This is a genomic window from Kribbella sp. NBC_00889 (assembly GCF_045207705.1).
In the GTDB taxonomy this organism is placed as follows: Bacteria; Actinomycetota; Actinomycetes; order Propionibacteriales; family Kribbellaceae; genus Kribbella.
The window spans coordinates 1,767,964-1,784,000 of sequence record NZ_CP108783.1; the positions used below are offsets into that span (position 1 = coordinate 1,767,964).

Below are 16,037 nucleotides of genomic sequence, written 5' to 3' on the forward strand. Positions count from 1 at the left end.
TATGGTCCTCATCGATACGTGGGCGAGTGGCATCGCAACGAGACCGCTGGAGGAGCCGAACGGTGGGTAGCGACCTGCAGATACGGGACAACCCTGAGACGCGGCAGTTCGAGGCGATCGCCGACGGACACGTCGTCGGGCACTTGAAGTACCGGCCGCACGGAAAGCGCATCATCTTCACCCACACCACTGTCGACCCGGATCACAGGGGCACCGGCATCGCGACGGAGCTCGTCCGAGTCGCTCTCGACGACGCCACCGCCAAGATGCTGACGCTGACGAACTACTGCCCCTTCGTCGCGGACTACATCGCCGACCACCCGTCGTACAGGCCGATTGTCGACACCGAGCATCCGGGAGCGGCGCTGGTTCCGGACAGGGCATCGCGGGCGGGCGTGAACGAGGAGAAGGCCTCGACCCCGGTGCTGGACGTACCGAAGATCGACGGCCGGCGCATCCGTACGTCGCGCCTGCAGCTGGCCCCCTGGACCACGGACGACGCCGCTGGGGCCCTGCGCATCTTCGGCGACATGGACGTCGCTCGGTGGCTCGCTCCGGCCATGGGCCGGATCACCACCGAGACCGAGATGCGGGATCTGCTCTCGCAATGGGTCAGCGAGGATGCGACCCTCCCCGCGCCGCTCGGTCGCTGGAAGGTCGACGACCTCGAGACCGGCAAGACGATCGGCGCGGTAGCGCTACTCCTTCTCCCTCCGTACGAGGTCGACTACGAGATCGGTATCCAGGTCGCGGCGGCGCACTGGGGCCGCGGCGTGGCCGCCGAGGCCGGGCACGCGCTCGCGCACTACGCGTTCGACTCCGGCGTCGACGAGGTCTTCGCCGTCACGCGGCCGCGAAACCGGCGGGCCGCTGCCGCCGCCCGCCGGATGGGAATGGAATGGGTCGGCGAGACCGACAAGTACTACGGCGTTCTGCTGGACGTCTATCGCCTGCGGCGCGGCGACCTGGACCTCCCGCGCTGGTGAGTGAAGGTGAGCTCAGCTGCGAGCGAAGGACTCGATGTGGTCGAGGGCCATGTCCAGCCCGATGGCCATCGGCGCGGAGTTGTGGGCGTTCTGTGCAAGCACGTAGCCCCCTTGGAGGGCAGCCAGCAGGCCGGTCCCGAGGCGTTGCGGGTCCGCGTCCTCGGTGAGGACGCCGAGTTCGCGGAGCCGGGTCAGGGTTTCGACGAGTATCCGCTGCCAGGCATCGAACGATGCGTTGAGCGCTCTTCGCGACTGCTCGTCGGTGTCGGACAGCTCGATCGACATCGCGCCCAGCGCGCACCCGTACGACCCGTCCTGTAGTGAGTTGGCCTGCACCAGAGCGTCACGCCAGCGGCGCAGACCACTGAGAGTCTTCACACTCCGCAGGCGCTGTTCCTCGCGGGCGAGGACGAACTTCGACTGCACGTCGATCACGGCGTGGATCAGCGCGAGTTTGTCCTCGAAGTGGTTGTACAGCTGGGACTTGCTGGTGCTGCTGGCCAGTCGGACGTCGTCGAGGGTCGTCGCGTTGACGCCTTTGACGTAGAACAGGTTGGCTGCCGACTCGACGATCCGTGAACGGGTCTCCAGGCCACGCGGCGTGCGGCGTGTAGCGGTGGTTCCGGGCACGGTGTCTCCCTCGGGCATGTTGCTCACTCGTCCTGTTTGGCCGCCTGGTGTGTCACGACTGCGGTGACCTCGATCTCGAGGCGCAGATCGGGCCGGATCAGCTGTGGCACCACTGAGAGCATATAAGCCGGCCGGTGAGAGATGACGTCGTTGCGAACCTTCACGTAGGTGTCGACGGCGTCCGGGTCGGTGAGCCAGGACCGGACCTGAACGATGTCGCTCAGCAGACCGGGGATGCCGGACAGGACAACCTGGGTTGCGCCGGCCGGGATCGCGACGGCGGCGACGAACTGCGGTGCAGCGCTCATGTCGGCGAAAGCCCTCCTGCGGATGGGTCCGTGCCTTTGTCTCAAAGTGGACCATGCTGTCCATTTGGAATCAAGCGATCGACGGGCGATCTGTCTCGTAGGCAACGCTTCGTGGCTGGCGGGAGCGAGGATTGCGAGCGTTGTTTTGGTCTGTATAGTCCTTATTCATCGAAGGTCGATCACCAGCCGTCAAAGGAGAAAGAGACGATGCGGACAGACGTCAAAGCAACTGCCGACGGAACGCTGCTGGCCGAGGCATCCGCCGACGCGGTGGTTGTTATCGAAGGCAGCCGCTACTTCCCGCCGGACTCACTGGTCATCGGCACCCTTCAGCCGTCGGCGACGCCGTACGTCTGCCCGTGGAAGGGCTCTGCGGAGTACTTCGATGTGACGACGCCGAGACACACGCTTCGTGACGCCGCCTGGACGTACCCCGCCCCGAAGCATTCGGCCATCGAGCAGGTCGGCCACGACTTCACGGGCTACGTAGCCTTCGACACCCGCCAGGTGCACGTCGGATGATCGACGGACCGGCCAGCAGAGTGCCGGCGAGGGAGACTGATGCAGGGAGGTGCCGGATGAAGGCGATTGTGGTGACGGATCAGGCCGCGGGAACGGCCGGGATGACGTTGGCGGAGCGGCCGGATCCAGAGGCGGCGGGGAACGACGTCCTCGTTCAGGTTCATGCCTCGGGATTCACCCCGGGTGAACTGACGTGGCCCTCGACGTGGACCGATCGCCTCGGCCGGGACCGGACGCCGTCGATTCCCGGGCATGAGCTGGCCGGGGTGGTCAGTGCTCTCGGCTATGGAACGACGGGGCTGTCGGTGGGCCAGCGGGTGTTCGGGCTCACGGACTGGACTCGCGACGGCACGCTGGCGGAGTACGCCGCAGTTGAGGCACGTAACCTTGCGCCGCTGCCGGGCGACGTTGACTTCACGGTGGGCGCGAGTCTGCCGATCTCGGGCCTGACCGCGTGGCAGGGACTGTTCGAGCACGGCCGTCTTCAGGCGGGGCAGAGCGTCCTCGTGCACGGAGCGGCCGGTGGTGTCGGTTCGATGGTGACGCAGCTCGCGCGTGAGGCTGGCGCCTACGTCGTTGGCACCGGGCGCGCTGTCGATCGGCAGACCGCGCTCGACTTCGGCGCGCAGGAGTTCGTCGATCTCGAGAACGACGTTCTGGAGGACGTCGGCGGAGTTGGTCTGGTGTTCGATGTCTTCGGCGGCGACATCGGGCGGCGGTCCGCGGGTCTGGTTCGAGCCGGGGGAACGCTGGTGACCATCGCCGGCCCACCCGAGGCGCGTCCCGTCGACGGCCTGGCGATCGACTTCGTCGTGGTGTCTGACCGTGCCCAGCTGGGCGAGATCGCCCGGCGCGTGCGGGACGGACGACTGCGGACAGTCATCGGCACCGTCGCGACCCTCGACGACGCCGTCGCCGCCTTCAACCCGACCGAGCGGGTCAGGGGAAAGACGATCATCCGCGTTCGTCCGTAAGGACTCGGGGACAGCGACCGGTCCTACCCTCGTCGTGGATCAGCTTCAGCCACAGAGTGCTGTAGATATCTGTAAGGGATTACTGGTTTTGGGGGCCGTGTCGATCCGCGGGTCGCTCGTTCGACCAGTGGATGCGAGGGCCGAGAGGCGGCCCCGCCGGACGAGGAGAGCGCGATGCCGAAGTACATGCTGATCATGCGGGGCACCGACGAGTCGAACGCGGCGATGATGGCGAACATCGACGAGATGATGACCACGACCCGCCAGTTCATCGAGGACATGTTCAAGGCCGGCGTCTACGTCGCCGCCGAAGGGCTGGACGATCCGGGCCTGGGCGTCGTGGTCGACTTCAGCGGCGAGGCCCCGGTGGTCACGGACGGGCCGTACGGGGAGACCAAGGAACTGTTCGGGGGATTCTTCTTGCTCGACGTCGCCTCGAAGGAGGAGGCGGTCGAGTGGGCCAAGCGGGTTCCGGCGGCCCGCGGGTCCAAGATCGAGGTCCGGCGGGTGCCGGGGGAGGACGAGGTCCCACAGGACAGCGGGGAGTTCGTCAAGGAAGGGGCCTTGGCCGAGAGCGACGGCCAGAGCTGATGAGTGCGGCCGAGGTCGAGGCCGTCTGGCGGATCGAGTCGGCGCGGATCGTCGCCGCGCTGACCCGGTTCACCGCCGATTTCGGCCTGGCCGAGGATGCCGCCCAGGAGGCGGTGGCCGCGGCGCTGGTGTCGTGGCCGCTTTCCCCTCCGGCCGATCCGGCCGGCTGGCTGATGGCCACGGCCCGGCGGCGGGCGATCGACGCGATCCGCCGCCGTACCGCCCTGAAGGACCGGTACGCCGTCCTTGCGGCTGACCCGGTGGTCCACGAGGACATCGACCCCGACCGGATCGACGACGACATCCTGGCGCTGATGTTCGTCAGCTGCCACCCGGTGCTCTCCCGCGAGGCCCGGGTGGCGCTGACCCTGCGCGTGGTCGGCGGCCTGTCCACCGAACAGATCGCCCGGGCGTTCCTGGTACCTGTGCCGACCGTGCAGGCCCGCATCACCCGGGCGAAGAAGACGATCGCGGCGGCCGGGGTGCCGTTCGAGCTGCCGCCGGCCGATGAGCGCCGGGAACGGCTGGGCGGTGTACTCAGCGTCGTCTACGTGATCTTCACCGAGGGGTCGACGGCCACGTCGGGGGACCGGCTGCTACGCCCCGACGCCGCGTACGAGGCGATCCGGCTGGCGCGAACGCTCGCCGCGCTGCAGCCGGATGAGCCGGAGGTCCACGGCTTGCTCGCGCTGTGCGAGCTGACGGCCGCGCGCTTCCCGGCTCGGACCGGCCGGGACGGTTCGCCGATCCTGCTGGCGGACCAGGATCGGCAGCGTTGGGACTTCTCGGCGGTCCACCGTGGGCTGGCCGCGCTGGCCAAGGCATCGGTTCGCGGGCTCGGCCCGTACGGCCTGCAGGCTGCGATCGCCGCCGTCCACGCGTCGGCTCCGTCGGTGGAGGCGACTGACTGGGACCGGATCGTGGTGCTCTACGAGGCGCTCGGCCGGGTCGCGCCCTCGCCGGTGGTCGAGCTCAACCGGGCGGTCGCCGTGGCCATGGCCTCGGGGCCGGCGCAAGCCCTGGCCATCGTGGACGAGCTGATCGCCTCGGACCGGCTCTCCGGTTCGCATCTGGTTCCGACCGTACGCGGTGAGCTGCTGGCCCGCCTCGGTCGGCGACCGGAGGCGCGCGCCGAGCTGGAGCTGGCGGCCCGGCTGTGCGCCAACCAGCGCGAACGCTCGGTCCTGCTCCGCAAGGCAGCCGCGCTGGACTGACTTGCCTCAAGGTGTGAGAGCGCGGGCGATGGGCCAGGCGCCTGGGGAGGTGTTCGAAAGCACGGTGCAGGTGGTGCCGGTGTGTGGGTCGTGCGTTGACTTGAACGACGCGCCGGCGTCGTACCCGGTCAGGATCGCCGTGTCGTTGCTCTCGTGCAGCCAGAAGCCGAGGCCGTAGCGCCTGGATTTCTCGGGTACGTCGCGACGTGGCCGGACGACCTCTTCGACGGAATCCACGATGTCGCCGGCGAAAAGCGCGCGCCAGAAGGTGGACATGTCGGCGGCGGTGGTGTGGATGCCACCGTCGCCGGTGGCCAGCACCGGCAGGTGGAAGACGTTGGAACGGTCGACCCCATCCAACGGCAGGTAGCCCACGGCCGCGTCGGCAGGTAGCTCGTCGGAGCGGAGGAAGTCGGTTCTGGTCATGCCGGCGGGCCGGAGCACCCGCTCCCGGACCAGGTCGTGGTACCCGACGCCACTCGCCCGCTCCGCCAGCAGGGCAAGGACCACGAAACCACCATTGCAGTAGGCGAACCGCTCACCGGCCCGGAACTTGGTGGGATACCCGTCCAGCAGGGGCAGGAAAGCCTCGGTCGTAGTCAGCTCGTGCGCCGCGCCGACAATGTAATCGGTGATCTCGGTGTCGGCCTCTTCGTCCAGGTAGTCACCGATGCCAGAGGTGTGCGTGAGGAGATGTTCGACGGTCACGTCATCCGCGATCAGCGGTAGATCCTTGCCGAGCAGGGATCGGGCGGTGGTGCTCAGCTCCAGCACACCGTCCTGCACCAGTGAAAGCACGGACAGGGCGGTGAACCCCTTGCTGCCGCTGGCGATGCCGAACCTGGTGTCGAGGGAGTTGGGAACCTGATAGGTGCGGTTGGCCAGCCCGTAGGCCTTCGCGAACTCGACCTGGCCGGCACGGTCAATCCAGACCACACCGGAGAACCCGGTCTCCTCAGCGATTGTGTCAATTTCCCCCTGCGCCATTTCCGCACACTAACCCAGCCCCGCGCCAACCGGCGCAACTTCCCGATCGCTGTTGCCATCGTGATTGGCAACTCAGCTTCGGCCCTTCGGCGGGCTCGTCGTACGGCTTCTCCGTCCAGTCGAGGATCTCGAACCTGGCCTCGATGGTCTGTGAACTCATAGGCCGAGACTAGTCATCCACCGGCCGCGGTCAGGCGGTGCCACGTGTCTCGGGTGGCCTGGTTTGCGGGGAAGAACGCCTCGACGCGGAGTTCCTGGGCGGTGACGTCGACCGGGGTCCCGATGGTGGACACGACCGAGAACAGCTCGACCACCAGATCACCGAGCGCGAACCGTACGTCGATCACGGGTACCGGCGGTGCCGTGACCGATGGCCCGGTGAGTACGGCGCTGACGTCCGGGCGGGAGCGCAGGCGGCGTACCAGCTCCGCTGTCTCCCGGTCGAAGACGCCGCCGACGGCCTCACGGGCGGCGCGTTCGAGCAGCGCCGGTGCGACCGAGGACCAGTTCAGTACAGCCGTGCGGACCGGTCCGGGCTCGATCATCAGCCGCAGCACGTTCGCCGGGTCCGGTAGCGGGTCGGGGGCGAGCAGGGTGCCGAACAGTTGCGAGGCGCCGCGGTTCGCCCGCAGCACGTTCCAGCCGCGGTCCATCACCACCGCCGGGTAGGGCTCGTGCTGCTCGAGCATCGACGCCAGCGCCTCCTCCACCCGGGCGAGCTGCGCGCTGCCGAGCGCCGCCACCGGGTAGAGCGGTGCGAACCCGGCGGCGAGCAGCAGCCCGTTCCGTTCCCGCAGCGGTACGTCGAGCGCCCGTGCCAGCCGCACCACCATCTCCCGGCTCGGCTGGGATCGTCCGGTCTCGACGAAGCTCACGTACCGCGGTGTCGACCCGGCGGCCGATGCGAGGTCCAGTTGGCTGAACCGACGGACCGATCGCCAGTGCCGCAACAGGTCGCCGAACTCCGGATCCGCCGGTGCTGCCCGCATGGGGCCAAGGATAGGCGCCGCACCGCGGCGATTCCCTTCCCCACGAGGGAATCGCGCCACCACACCGCCGCGCAGCACGCTGTCCTGGCATGGCCGCGACCGTCGGCCGCAGGGAGAGAATGATGGATCTGACTGTGCACACCACGAGTACGGCACCGGCTGAGTCGAAGGCGTTGCTGGAAGGCATCGCCGAGGACCTCGGTTTCGTGCCGAACCTGGCCGCGACGACGGCCACGTCATCCACGCTGCTGGCGGCCTTCGACGGACTGCGGCGAGCGGTCACCGGCGGTGCGCTCGACCCGGTGCTACGGGAGACGGCCGGCCTTGCCGTCGGCGTTGCGGTCGACAACCGGTACGGCGTTGCGTTCCACAGCACTGTGCTCGCAGCTCTCGGCGCCACAGCCGCAGACCTCGAGCGGATGCGCGCCGGTGACGAGCCCGCGGATTCCGCTGCGGCGGCGGTCTACGCACTCGCGCGGGAGCTGGTGCTCACCCGAGGGAAGGTTGCTGAGGGCACCGTTCGGCGTACGGCCGAAGCCGGACTGTCCGAGGCGGACGTGCTGGAGGTCGTTGCCGAGTGCACCTTCGCGGGACTGGTCGGCACGCTGGACAACCTGGCCGGCCGAGTCGAGCTCGACGAACCGCTTCGGCCGGCAACTTGGTCGGCGCCGTAGGGGTCTGTCCAGGCTTGCGCCGGCGGACTCGGCGGAGCCCACGACCCGGATGTACGCCGCTACGGTGAGCCACGTCTGGCCAACGCCGTCAAAGCCTGCCCCACCCGAGGAACCGACGCAGCGGGCGTCACGAGACTCGCATCGACACGCCCAGCTGTGACGAGGTATGGACCCGTGGCGAGGACTGTCCTTACCTTTGACGTCATGAGCAATGCTGGTCCGGCAGGTCTCGACGGTCCGGGCAGCGACGCGCTTCTGAAGCTCGGTCGCTTCTTCACGCGGAGGGAGGAGACCAGCGACGGGCGTGCGGTGTTCCGGCAGGGCGGCCGCGCGGGCGACGTGTTCTACCGGGATCGCTGGAGCCACGACAAAGTCGTGCGCTCGACTCATGGCGTGAACTGCACCGGTTCGTGCTCGTGGAAGGTGTACGTCAAGGACGGGATCATCACCTGGGAGAGCCAGGAGACCGACTATCCCTCGGTGGGACCTGACCGGCCCGAGTATGAGCCTCGCGGATGTCCGCGCGGCGCTGCCTTCTCCTGGTACACCTACTCACCCACGCGGGTCCGCTACCCCTACGCCCGCGGGGTGCTCGTCGAGATGTTCCGCGAGGCACGCGAGCGGCTCGGTGATCCGGTGCTCGCCTGGGCGGACGTCGTGAACGATCCGGAGAAACGCCGCCGCTATCAACAGGCGCGCGGCAAGGGCGGTCTGGTACGGGTGAGTTGGCAGGAGGCCGTCGACATGGTCGCCGCCGCCCACGTGCACACGATCAAGACCTACGGCCCGGACCGCTGCACGGGTTTCTCCCCGATTCCGGCGATGTCGATGGTGTCGCACTGCGTCGGCACCCGGTTCATTCAGCTCATCGGCGGCGTGATGACGTCGTTCTACGACTGGTACGCCGACCTGCCCGTGGCGAGCCCGCAGGTCTTCGGTGACCAGACCGACGTTCCCGAGTCGGGTGATTGGTGGGACGCGACGTACCTGATGATGTGGGGCTCGAACGTCCCCGTCACCCGCACGCCGGACGCGCACTGGATGGCCGAGGTCCGCTATCGCGGGACCAAGGTGGTCACGGTCAGCCCGGACTACGCCGACAACACCAAGTTCGCGGACGAGTGGATGCCCGCACAGGCAGGCACCGACGCAGCGCTCGCGATGAGCATGGGTCATGTCCTCCTCAAGGAGTTCTTCGTCGACCGTCGTACGCCGTTCTTCGTCGACTACGTCCGCACCTACACGGATCTGCCCTTCCTGGTGCGGCTCGACGAGCACAACGGCGAGGGCCTGGTTCCCGGCAAGTTCCTGACCTCCACCGATCTCGGCGGCACCGCACCCGAGGACGCGTGGAAGACCGTGTTCCTGGACGGCGCGACCGGACAGCCGGTGGTTCCCAATGGCTCGATGGGATTTCGCTATGCAGACTCCGGAATAGGACGGTGGAACCTCGACCTGGAGGAAGCCTCGCCGGCGCTGACCCTGGCCGGCGACGGGAGTGAACCCGTCGAGGTGCTGCTTCCCGCGTTCACCGATCCCGACGGCAGCGGCTCGGTCCTGCGCCGTGGCGTGCCGGCACGCCGGGTCGGCGGCCACCTCGTCACCACGGTCTTCGACCTGATGCTGGCACAGTACGGCGTGGCTCGCGACGGGCTGCCGGGGGAGTGGCCGACCGGGTACGACGATGCGAGTACGCCGTACACGCCGGCTTGGCAGGCCGAGCGCACCAGCGTTCCGGCTGAGCAGTGCGTCCGGATCGCGCGCGAGTTCGCGCGCAACGCCGAGGAGTCCGGTGGCCGGTCGATGATCATCATGGGCGCCGGAATCTGCCAGTGGTTCCACGGTGACGCGACCTATCGCGCGATCTTGTCGCTGCTGATCCTCACCGGGTCGATGGGTCGAAACGGCGGCGGATGGGCGCACTACGTCGGACAGGAGAAGTGCCGTCCGATCACCGGCTGGATCTCGCTGGCCAACGCGCTGGACTGGAGCCGGCCGCCACGGACCATGACCGGTACGTCGTTCTGGTACATGCATACGGGTCAGTGGCGCAACGACGGCTACTCCGCCGATTCGCTGAGTTCGCCGCTCGCGCGCGGCCATCTCAAGAACAAGCACACTGCCGACACCATCGCGCAGTCCGCACGACTCGGGTGGATGCCGTTCTATCCGCAGTTCTCCGCGAATCCGCTCGACGTCGCGGAGGAGGCGAGCACCGCCGTCGAGGAGGGGCGTGCGAGCGACCCGGCGTCGTACGTCGTGGACGCGCTGCAGGACGGGCGCCTGCGGCCGGCGATCGCCGACATCGACGCGCCGGAGTCGTGGCCGCGCACGCTGGTGCTCTGGCGCTCGAATCTCTTCGGCTCGTCGGCGAAGGGCAACGAGTACTTCCTGAAGAACCTGCTCGGCACTCACTCGAACCTGCTGGGCTCGGAGAACCCCGAGGTGCCGCGGCCGGCCGACGTCGCCTGGCACCAGCAACCGCCGGAGGGGAAGCTCGACCTGCTGGTCTCCGCCGACTTCCGGATGACGTCGACGACGCTGCTGTCCGATGTCGTGCTGCCGGCCGCGACCTGGTACGAGAAGCACGACCTGTCCTCGACCGACATGCACCCGTTCGTGCACGCGTTCAGCCCTGCGATCGACCCGCCGTGGGAGGCGCGCACCGACTTCGACGCCTTCCATGCCATCGCTCGGCGGCTCTCGGAGCTCGCGGTCGAGCACCTCGGCACCCGGCGCGATCTGGTCGCTGTCCCTCTTCAGCACGACACCCCGGGTGAAACCAGGCAGGCCGGCGGCGTCGTCCGGGACTGGCAGGAACCAGGCGTCGCTGCGATCCCAGGCGTCAACACTCCCGTTTTCTCTGTGGTGGAGCGCGATTACACCGCGATCGCCGACAAGCTCGCGTCGGTCGGTCCGCTCGCGGACATGCTGGGGTTCACGGTCAAGAACGTCACCTACGAACTCGGGGAGCAGGTCCAGGCGCTGGCGCGCAGCAACGGGGTCATGCCGACCGGCGCGGGGGCCGGGAGGCCCGCGATCGACACGGACCAGCACCTGGCAGAGGCGATCTTGCGCTTCTCCGGCACCACGAACGGTGCCCTGGCGGTGCAGGGTTTCCGCTCGCTCGAGGAGCGGGTCGGCAAGACGTTGCACGACCTTGCCGAAGGATCGGAGGAGAAGCGGATCAGCTTCGCCGACACCCAGGCCGCGCCGGTGCCGGTGATCACCTCGCCGGAGTGGTCGGGGTCTGAGACCGGTGGACGCCGCTACGCGCCGTTCACGGTCAACATCGAGCGGCTCAAGCCGTTTCACACGCTCACCGGACGGATGCACTTCTACCTCGATCACGACTGGATGTCCGACGTCGGTGAGGCACTGCCGACGTACCGGCCGCCCCTGGACATGCACCGGCTGTTCGGCGAGCCGGCGCTCGGACCGGACGGACGGCTGCAGATCGTGGTGCGCTACCTGACGCCGCACTCGAAGTGGTCGATCCACTCCGAGTACCAGGACAACCTCTTCATGCTGTCGCTGTCGCGCGGCGGTCCCACGGTCTGGATGAGCCCGCAGGACGCCGAATCGATCGAGGTGCACGACAACGAGTGGGTCGAGTGCACCAACGCGAACGGCGTACTCGTCGCGCGGGCGGTCGTCAGCCACCGGATGCCACGCGGCGTCGTCTACGTGCATCACGCGCAGGAGCGGACCATCGACGTGCCGAAGTCCGAGGCGACCGGGCGCCGGGGCGGCATCCACAACTCTGTCACCCGTTTGCTGGTCAAGCCCACGCACTTGATCGGTGGCTACGCCCAGCTGTCCTACACGTTCAACTACCTCGGGCCGACCGGCAATCAGCGCGACATGGTGTCGACGGTCCGCAAGCGGTCCCAGGAGGTGACGTACTGATGCGCGTCATGGCCCAGCTGGGCATGGTGATGAACCTCGACAAGTGCATCGGGTGCCAGACCTGCTCGGTCACCTGCAAGCAGGCGTGGACGAACCGTGCGGGCACGGAGTACGTCTGGTTCAACAATGTCGAGACCCGGCCCGGCCAGGGGTACCCGCGCCGCTACGAGGATCAGGACCAGTGGCGCGGTGGCTGGGAGGTCAACTCCCGTGGCCGGCTCCGGTTGAAGACAGGAGGCCGGCTCAAGCGTCTGCTGTCGATCTTCGCCAGCCCGGTGCAGCCGGAGCTGAGCGACTACTACGAGCCGTGGACCTACGACTACAAGACTCTCGTCGATGCTCCCCTCGGTGACGACTTTCCGGTCGCACGCCCGAAGTCCCTGATCACCGGCGAGGACACCAAGGTCACGTGGTCGGCGAACTGGGACGACAACCTCGGCGGCGCCCCGGAGCTGGGGCACCTCGACCCGATCGTCGCGAAGATCCGCCGCGAGGCGGAGGACAAGATCAAGTTCGAGTTCGAGCAGACGTTCATGTTCTACCTGCCGCGGATCTGCGAGCACTGCCTCAATCCGTCCTGCATGGCCTCCTGCCCGTCGGGCGCGATCTACAAGCGCACCGAGGACGGGATCGTGCTCGTCGACCAGGATCGCTGCCGCGGGTGGCGGCAGTGCATCACCGGCTGCCCGTACAAGAAGATCTACTTCAATCACAGGTCGGGCAAGGCAGAGAAGTGCACGTTCTGCTATCCCCGCGTCGAGGTCGGCATCCCGACCGTCTGTGCGGAGACCTGCGTGGGCCGGCTGCGCTACCTCGGCCTCTTCCTGTACGACGCCGACGCCGTCACAGCCGCCGCGTCGGTGCCGGAAGCCGAGCTCTACGAGGCGCAGATGGACCTGCTCCTCGATCCGGAGGACCCCGCGGTGATCGCCGGCGCGCGGGCCCAGGGGATCCCCGAGGACTGGTTGGACGCGGCGCGTCGTTCACCTGTGTACGCGCTGGCGAAGAAGTACCGGGTCGCGCTGCCTCTGCACCCGGAGTACCGCACGATGCCGATGGTCTGGTACGTCCCGCCGCTCTCGCCGGTCGTCGATCTGCTGTCCGGGCAAGGCCATGACGCCGAGGATCGCGACGTGCTCTTCGGGGCGATCGAGGCGCTGCGCATTCCGATCGAGTATCTCGCCGAGCTCTTCACGGCGGGTGAGACTGCCGTTGTCGACGGCGTGCTGCGCAAGCTCGCCGCGATGCGCTCCTATATGCGCGCGGTCAACCTCGGGCGGGATCCGGACGACTCCATTCCCGCATCGGTCGGGATGACCGAGGAAGCCATGTACGAGATGTACCGCCTGATGGCTATCGCCAAGTACGACGAGCGCTACGTGATCCCGAAGGCCCATGTCGAACAAGCACATGACCTCGAGGAGATCGGCTGTTCGCTCGATTACGACGAAGGGCCGGGCATGTACGGCTCCGCGGCGTTCGGCGAGGCGAGCGGCCGTCCAGTGCCGGTCGCCGTCGAGACTTTCCACGCGCTCAAGCAGCGCCAGACCAGCGAGACACCGACCAGCAGCGAGGAACTGCGCGGCAGAGTCAACCTGCTCAACTGGGACGGCAACGGTGCGCCGGAAGGGCTGTTCCCACCCCGTGACCGAGGGGACTCGCAATGAACCGGCAGGCTCGTGCCCGCGTCGTCCGGCAATCCGCGTCGTGGTGCTTGGGCTATCCCGATGCGCAGCTGATCGAGCGGGTGCCGCTGCTGCGGACTGCGCTCGCTGAGCAGGGCGTGACGAGCCTCGACGCGCTACTCGAACAGCTGGAGCAGCTTCCTCTCGGCGAACTCCAGCGCAGCTACGTCGACGTCTTCGATCTCTCCCGTCGGCACGCCCTCTACTTGTCCTACTGGACCGACGGCGATACCCGGCGACGCGGCCAGGTGCTTGCCGCTTTCAAACAGCGCTACCGCGACAGTGGCTTCCACGTCGACACCCGCGGCGAGCTGCCGGACTACTTGCCATTGGTTCTGGAGTTCGCGGCGATCGCCGATCCTGACGCGGGAGAGGCGTTGTTGCGGGAGTACAGGCCGAGCCTCGAGCTGCTGCGGATCGGCCTGGAGGAGGATGGTACGCCGTACGCCGGTGTGGTCGCGGCCGTGTGCGCCACCCTTCCGGGACCCTCACCGGTCGATCGTGCGGCGGTGCAGGCCATGGCCGGCGGGCCGCCTGTCGAGACGGTCGGCCTGGAGCCCTTCGATCCGCGGCTGCTGCCAATGGCCGGCAAGCGATGAACGTGCTGCTGTGGGGCGTGCTGCCCTACCTGGTGATCGCGACCCTCGTGCTGGGAACCGTCTGGCGCTACCGCTTCGACAAGTTCGGCTGGACCACGCGCTCGTCACAACTCTACGAGTCACGGCTGCTGCGGATCGGGTCGCCGCTGTTCCACTTCGGCATCCTCGTGGTCTTCATCGGGCATGTCGGCGGCCTGATCATCCCGGAGAACTGGACCGAGGCGGTCGGGATCTCCGAGGGCCTGTATCACTTCAACGCGCTGCTTTTCGGTGGCATCGCGGGAGTGTGCACGCTGGCCGGCATCGTGATCCTCGTCGTACGTCGTCGTACGACGGGTCCTGTCTTCATGGCGACCACCCGCAACGACAAGCTGATGTACGTACTGCTGATCGGGGCGATCACTCTCGGCCTCTGGACCACCCTGGTATCAGTAGGGGCAGGGTCGGAGGCTCACAACTACCGGGAGACTGTCTCCCCGTGGTTCCGCTCGATCTTCCGGCTGGACCCCGACGTCGACGCGATGGGCGAGGCCCCGATCCAGTTCCACGTGCACGCTCTGGTCGGGATGCTGCTGTTCGCCGTGTGGCCGTTCACCCGGCTCGTCCACGCATTCACCGCGCCGGTGCACTACCTTTTCCGGCCGTACATCGTCTACCGAAGCCGCGACGCCCGTACGCCTGCACCGACTGGTCGCGCCCGGGCCGGCTGGAATCCGGTCGGGACACGCGATCGAGACCGGAAGTCCCGATGAGCTCGGCCGGTGTCGAGCTCTCGCTCGAGCAGGGGCAGGCCAGGAACCTGGCCTTGGCGACCCTGGCCTTCACGATCAGTTTCTGGGCCTGGAACATGATCGCTCCGCTGGGGGTCCGGTATGCTGACGAGATGGGGCTCACGTCCGGTCAGAAGTCGCTGCTGGTCGCGACTCCGGTGCTCGTCGGGTCGGTCGGCCGGATCCTGGCAGGTGCCCTCACCGACCGGTTCGGCGGTCGAACGATGTTCACGGTGTTGCTGCTGGCGACCTCGCCGTTCGTGCTGCTGGTCGGCGTCGCCGGCGCCCTCGACTCGTATGGACTGCTGCTGCTCTTCGGCTTCTTCCTCGGCATCGCCGGAACAACGTTCGCGGTCGGCATCCCGTTCGCCAACGCGTGGTTCGAGGCCGACCGCCGCGGATTCGCGACCGGCGTCTTCGGCGCCGGCATGGGCGGTACCGCGCTGTCCGCGTTCTTCACGCCCCGCTTCGTCCAGTGGTTCGGCTACGGAACCACCCATGTCATCATCGCCGCGGCGCTCGTGGTCGTCGCGGGCATCGTCTGGACGATGATGCGTGACTCGCCGATCTGGGTGCCCAATGCCGATCCTGTCGTGCCCAAGCTGGTCGCGGCCGCCAGGCTGCCCGTGACCTGGCAGATGGCGTTCTTGTACGCCGTCGCCTTCGGCGGCTTCGTGGCGTTCTCGACCTACCTACCGACCTACCTCAAGGATGTCTACGGCTTCGACCTGACCGGCGCCGGGACACGTGCGGCGGGATTCGCGATCGCAGCCGTGGTCGCACGCCCACTTGGCGGGGTGCTGTCCGACCGGGTCGGGCCTCGGGCCGTCGCCGCGACGTCGTTCGGCGGCGCGGCGATCCTCGCTGTCGTGGTCGCGCTCCAGCCGCAACCCGAGATCCCTGCCGGTATCGCGTTCGTGCTCCTGGCCGCGTTCCTCGGACTCGGCACCGGAGGCGTCTTCGCCTGGGTAGCCGCGCTGGCACCGAAGGAGCGGGTCGGCAGCGTGAGTGGCATTGTCGGGGCGGCCGGTGGTCTCGGTGGGTTCTTCCCGCCGCTCGTCATGGGTGTGACGTACGACGAGGCAGACCACAGCTACACCGTCGGCCTGCTCCTGCTGTGCGCCACCGCCCTGATCGCCCTGCCGTACACGATCTTCGGCGTGCGCAGACGAGAGGCGACAGCCAAGCCCTGACGGATC

15 protein-coding genes are annotated in these 16,037 nt (G+C 67.9%); 11 read left to right on the forward strand and 4 right to left on the reverse strand.

Going from position 1 to position 16,037, the window contains the following annotated elements; genetic code table 11:
- The first annotated feature begins 62 nt into the window (after positions 1 to 62).
- Complete coding sequence (locus tag OG817_RS08670) at positions 63 to 986, forward strand: GNAT family N-acetyltransferase (protein ID WP_406053183.1); 924 nt, start codon at positions 63 to 65, stop codon at positions 984 to 986.
- Positions 987 to 998: 12 nt separating this feature from the next.
- Here OG817_RS08670 and OG817_RS08675 read toward each other — a convergent pair whose 3' ends face one another.
- Both OG817_RS08675 and OG817_RS08680 read right to left on the reverse strand, forming a co-directional pair.
- Positions 999 to 1,616, reverse strand: a complete 618-nt coding sequence (locus OG817_RS08675; protein ID WP_406053184.1) for a TetR/AcrR family transcriptional regulator — start codon at positions 1,614 to 1,616, stop codon at positions 999 to 1,001.
- Positions 1,617 to 1,639: 23 nt separating this feature from the next.
- Positions 1,640 to 1,924 carry a Rid family hydrolase gene (locus OG817_RS08680; protein WP_406053185.1) on the reverse strand — a complete coding sequence of 95 codons (285 nt, stop codon included), beginning with the start codon at positions 1,922 to 1,924 and terminating at the stop codon, positions 1,640 to 1,642.
- Between the two features lie 207 nt (positions 1,925 to 2,131).
- Here OG817_RS08680 and OG817_RS08685 point away from each other — a divergent pair, with 207 nt between their 5' ends.
- The 4 genes from OG817_RS08685 (at position 2,132) to OG817_RS08700 (ending at position 5,225) form a co-directional block, all read left to right on the forward strand.
- On the forward strand, positions 2,132 to 2,446 hold the full coding sequence (locus OG817_RS08685) for a DUF427 domain-containing protein (RefSeq protein WP_406053186.1): 315 nt from the start codon (positions 2,132 to 2,134) through the stop codon (positions 2,444 to 2,446).
- A 56-nt stretch (positions 2,447 to 2,502) separates the two neighbouring features.
- Positions 2,503 to 3,420, forward strand: a complete 918-nt coding sequence (locus OG817_RS08690; protein WP_406053187.1) for an NADP-dependent oxidoreductase — start codon at positions 2,503 to 2,505, stop codon at positions 3,418 to 3,420.
- A gap of 174 nt (positions 3,421 to 3,594) precedes the next feature.
- Positions 3,595 to 4,011, forward strand: coding sequence for a YciI family protein (locus tag OG817_RS08695; protein WP_396393040.1), 417 nt, complete (start codon positions 3,595 to 3,597; stop codon positions 4,009 to 4,011).
- Positions 4,011 to 5,225: an RNA polymerase sigma factor gene (locus OG817_RS08700; RefSeq protein WP_406053188.1), complete on the forward strand. Its 1,215-nt coding sequence runs from the start codon at positions 4,011 to 4,013 to the stop codon at positions 5,223 to 5,225. The genes OG817_RS08695 and OG817_RS08700 overlap by 1 nt, the downstream gene beginning before the upstream one ends.
- 6 nt (positions 5,226 to 5,231) lie before the next feature.
- Here the strand turns inward: OG817_RS08700 and OG817_RS08705 are convergent, their stop codons facing one another.
- Together OG817_RS08705 and OG817_RS08710 are read right to left on the reverse strand one after the other, a co-directional pair.
- Entirely contained in the window at positions 5,232 to 6,212 is a 981-nt protein-coding gene (locus OG817_RS08705) for a serine hydrolase domain-containing protein (protein WP_406053189.1), read from the reverse strand.
- A gap of 173 nt (positions 6,213 to 6,385) precedes the next feature.
- Complete coding sequence (locus OG817_RS08710) at positions 6,386 to 7,201, reverse strand: helix-turn-helix domain-containing protein (RefSeq protein WP_406053190.1); 816 nt, start codon at positions 7,199 to 7,201, stop codon at positions 6,386 to 6,388.
- 122 nt (positions 7,202 to 7,323) lie between these two features.
- On the opposite strand from OG817_RS08710, the gene OG817_RS08715 reads away from it, so the two are divergent.
- The 6 genes from OG817_RS08715 (at position 7,324) to OG817_RS08740 (ending at position 16,031) form a co-directional block, all read left to right on the forward strand.
- Positions 7,324 to 7,875, forward strand: coding sequence for a carboxymuconolactone decarboxylase family protein (locus OG817_RS08715; RefSeq protein WP_406053191.1), 552 nt, complete (start codon positions 7,324 to 7,326; stop codon positions 7,873 to 7,875).
- Positions 7,876 to 8,079: 204 nt separating this feature from the next.
- Positions 8,080 to 11,784, forward strand: a complete 3,705-nt coding sequence (locus OG817_RS08720) for a nitrate reductase subunit alpha (RefSeq protein ID WP_406053192.1) — start codon at positions 8,080 to 8,082, stop codon at positions 11,782 to 11,784.
- Positions 11,784 to 13,451 (forward strand): nitrate reductase subunit beta, encoded by a 1,668-nt coding sequence (gene narH, locus OG817_RS08725; RefSeq protein ID WP_406053193.1) that lies wholly within the window; start codon positions 11,784 to 11,786, stop codon positions 13,449 to 13,451. The genes OG817_RS08720 and narH overlap by 1 nt, the downstream gene beginning before the upstream one ends.
- Positions 13,448 to 14,068: a nitrate reductase molybdenum cofactor assembly chaperone gene (gene narJ, locus OG817_RS08730; RefSeq protein WP_406053194.1), complete on the forward strand. Its 621-nt coding sequence runs from the start codon at positions 13,448 to 13,450 to the stop codon at positions 14,066 to 14,068. The genes narH and narJ overlap by 4 nt, the downstream gene beginning before the upstream one ends.
- A complete protein-coding gene (gene narI, locus OG817_RS08735) occupies positions 14,065 to 14,820 on the forward strand; it encodes a respiratory nitrate reductase subunit gamma (protein ID WP_406053195.1) in 756 nt (251 codons plus the stop codon). The genes narJ and narI overlap by 4 nt, the downstream gene beginning before the upstream one ends.
- Entirely contained in the window at positions 14,817 to 16,031 is a 1,215-nt protein-coding gene (locus tag OG817_RS08740; RefSeq protein WP_406053196.1) for a nitrate/nitrite transporter, read from the forward strand. The genes narI and OG817_RS08740 overlap by 4 nt, the downstream gene beginning before the upstream one ends.
- Positions 16,032 to 16,037: the final 6 nt, after the last annotated feature.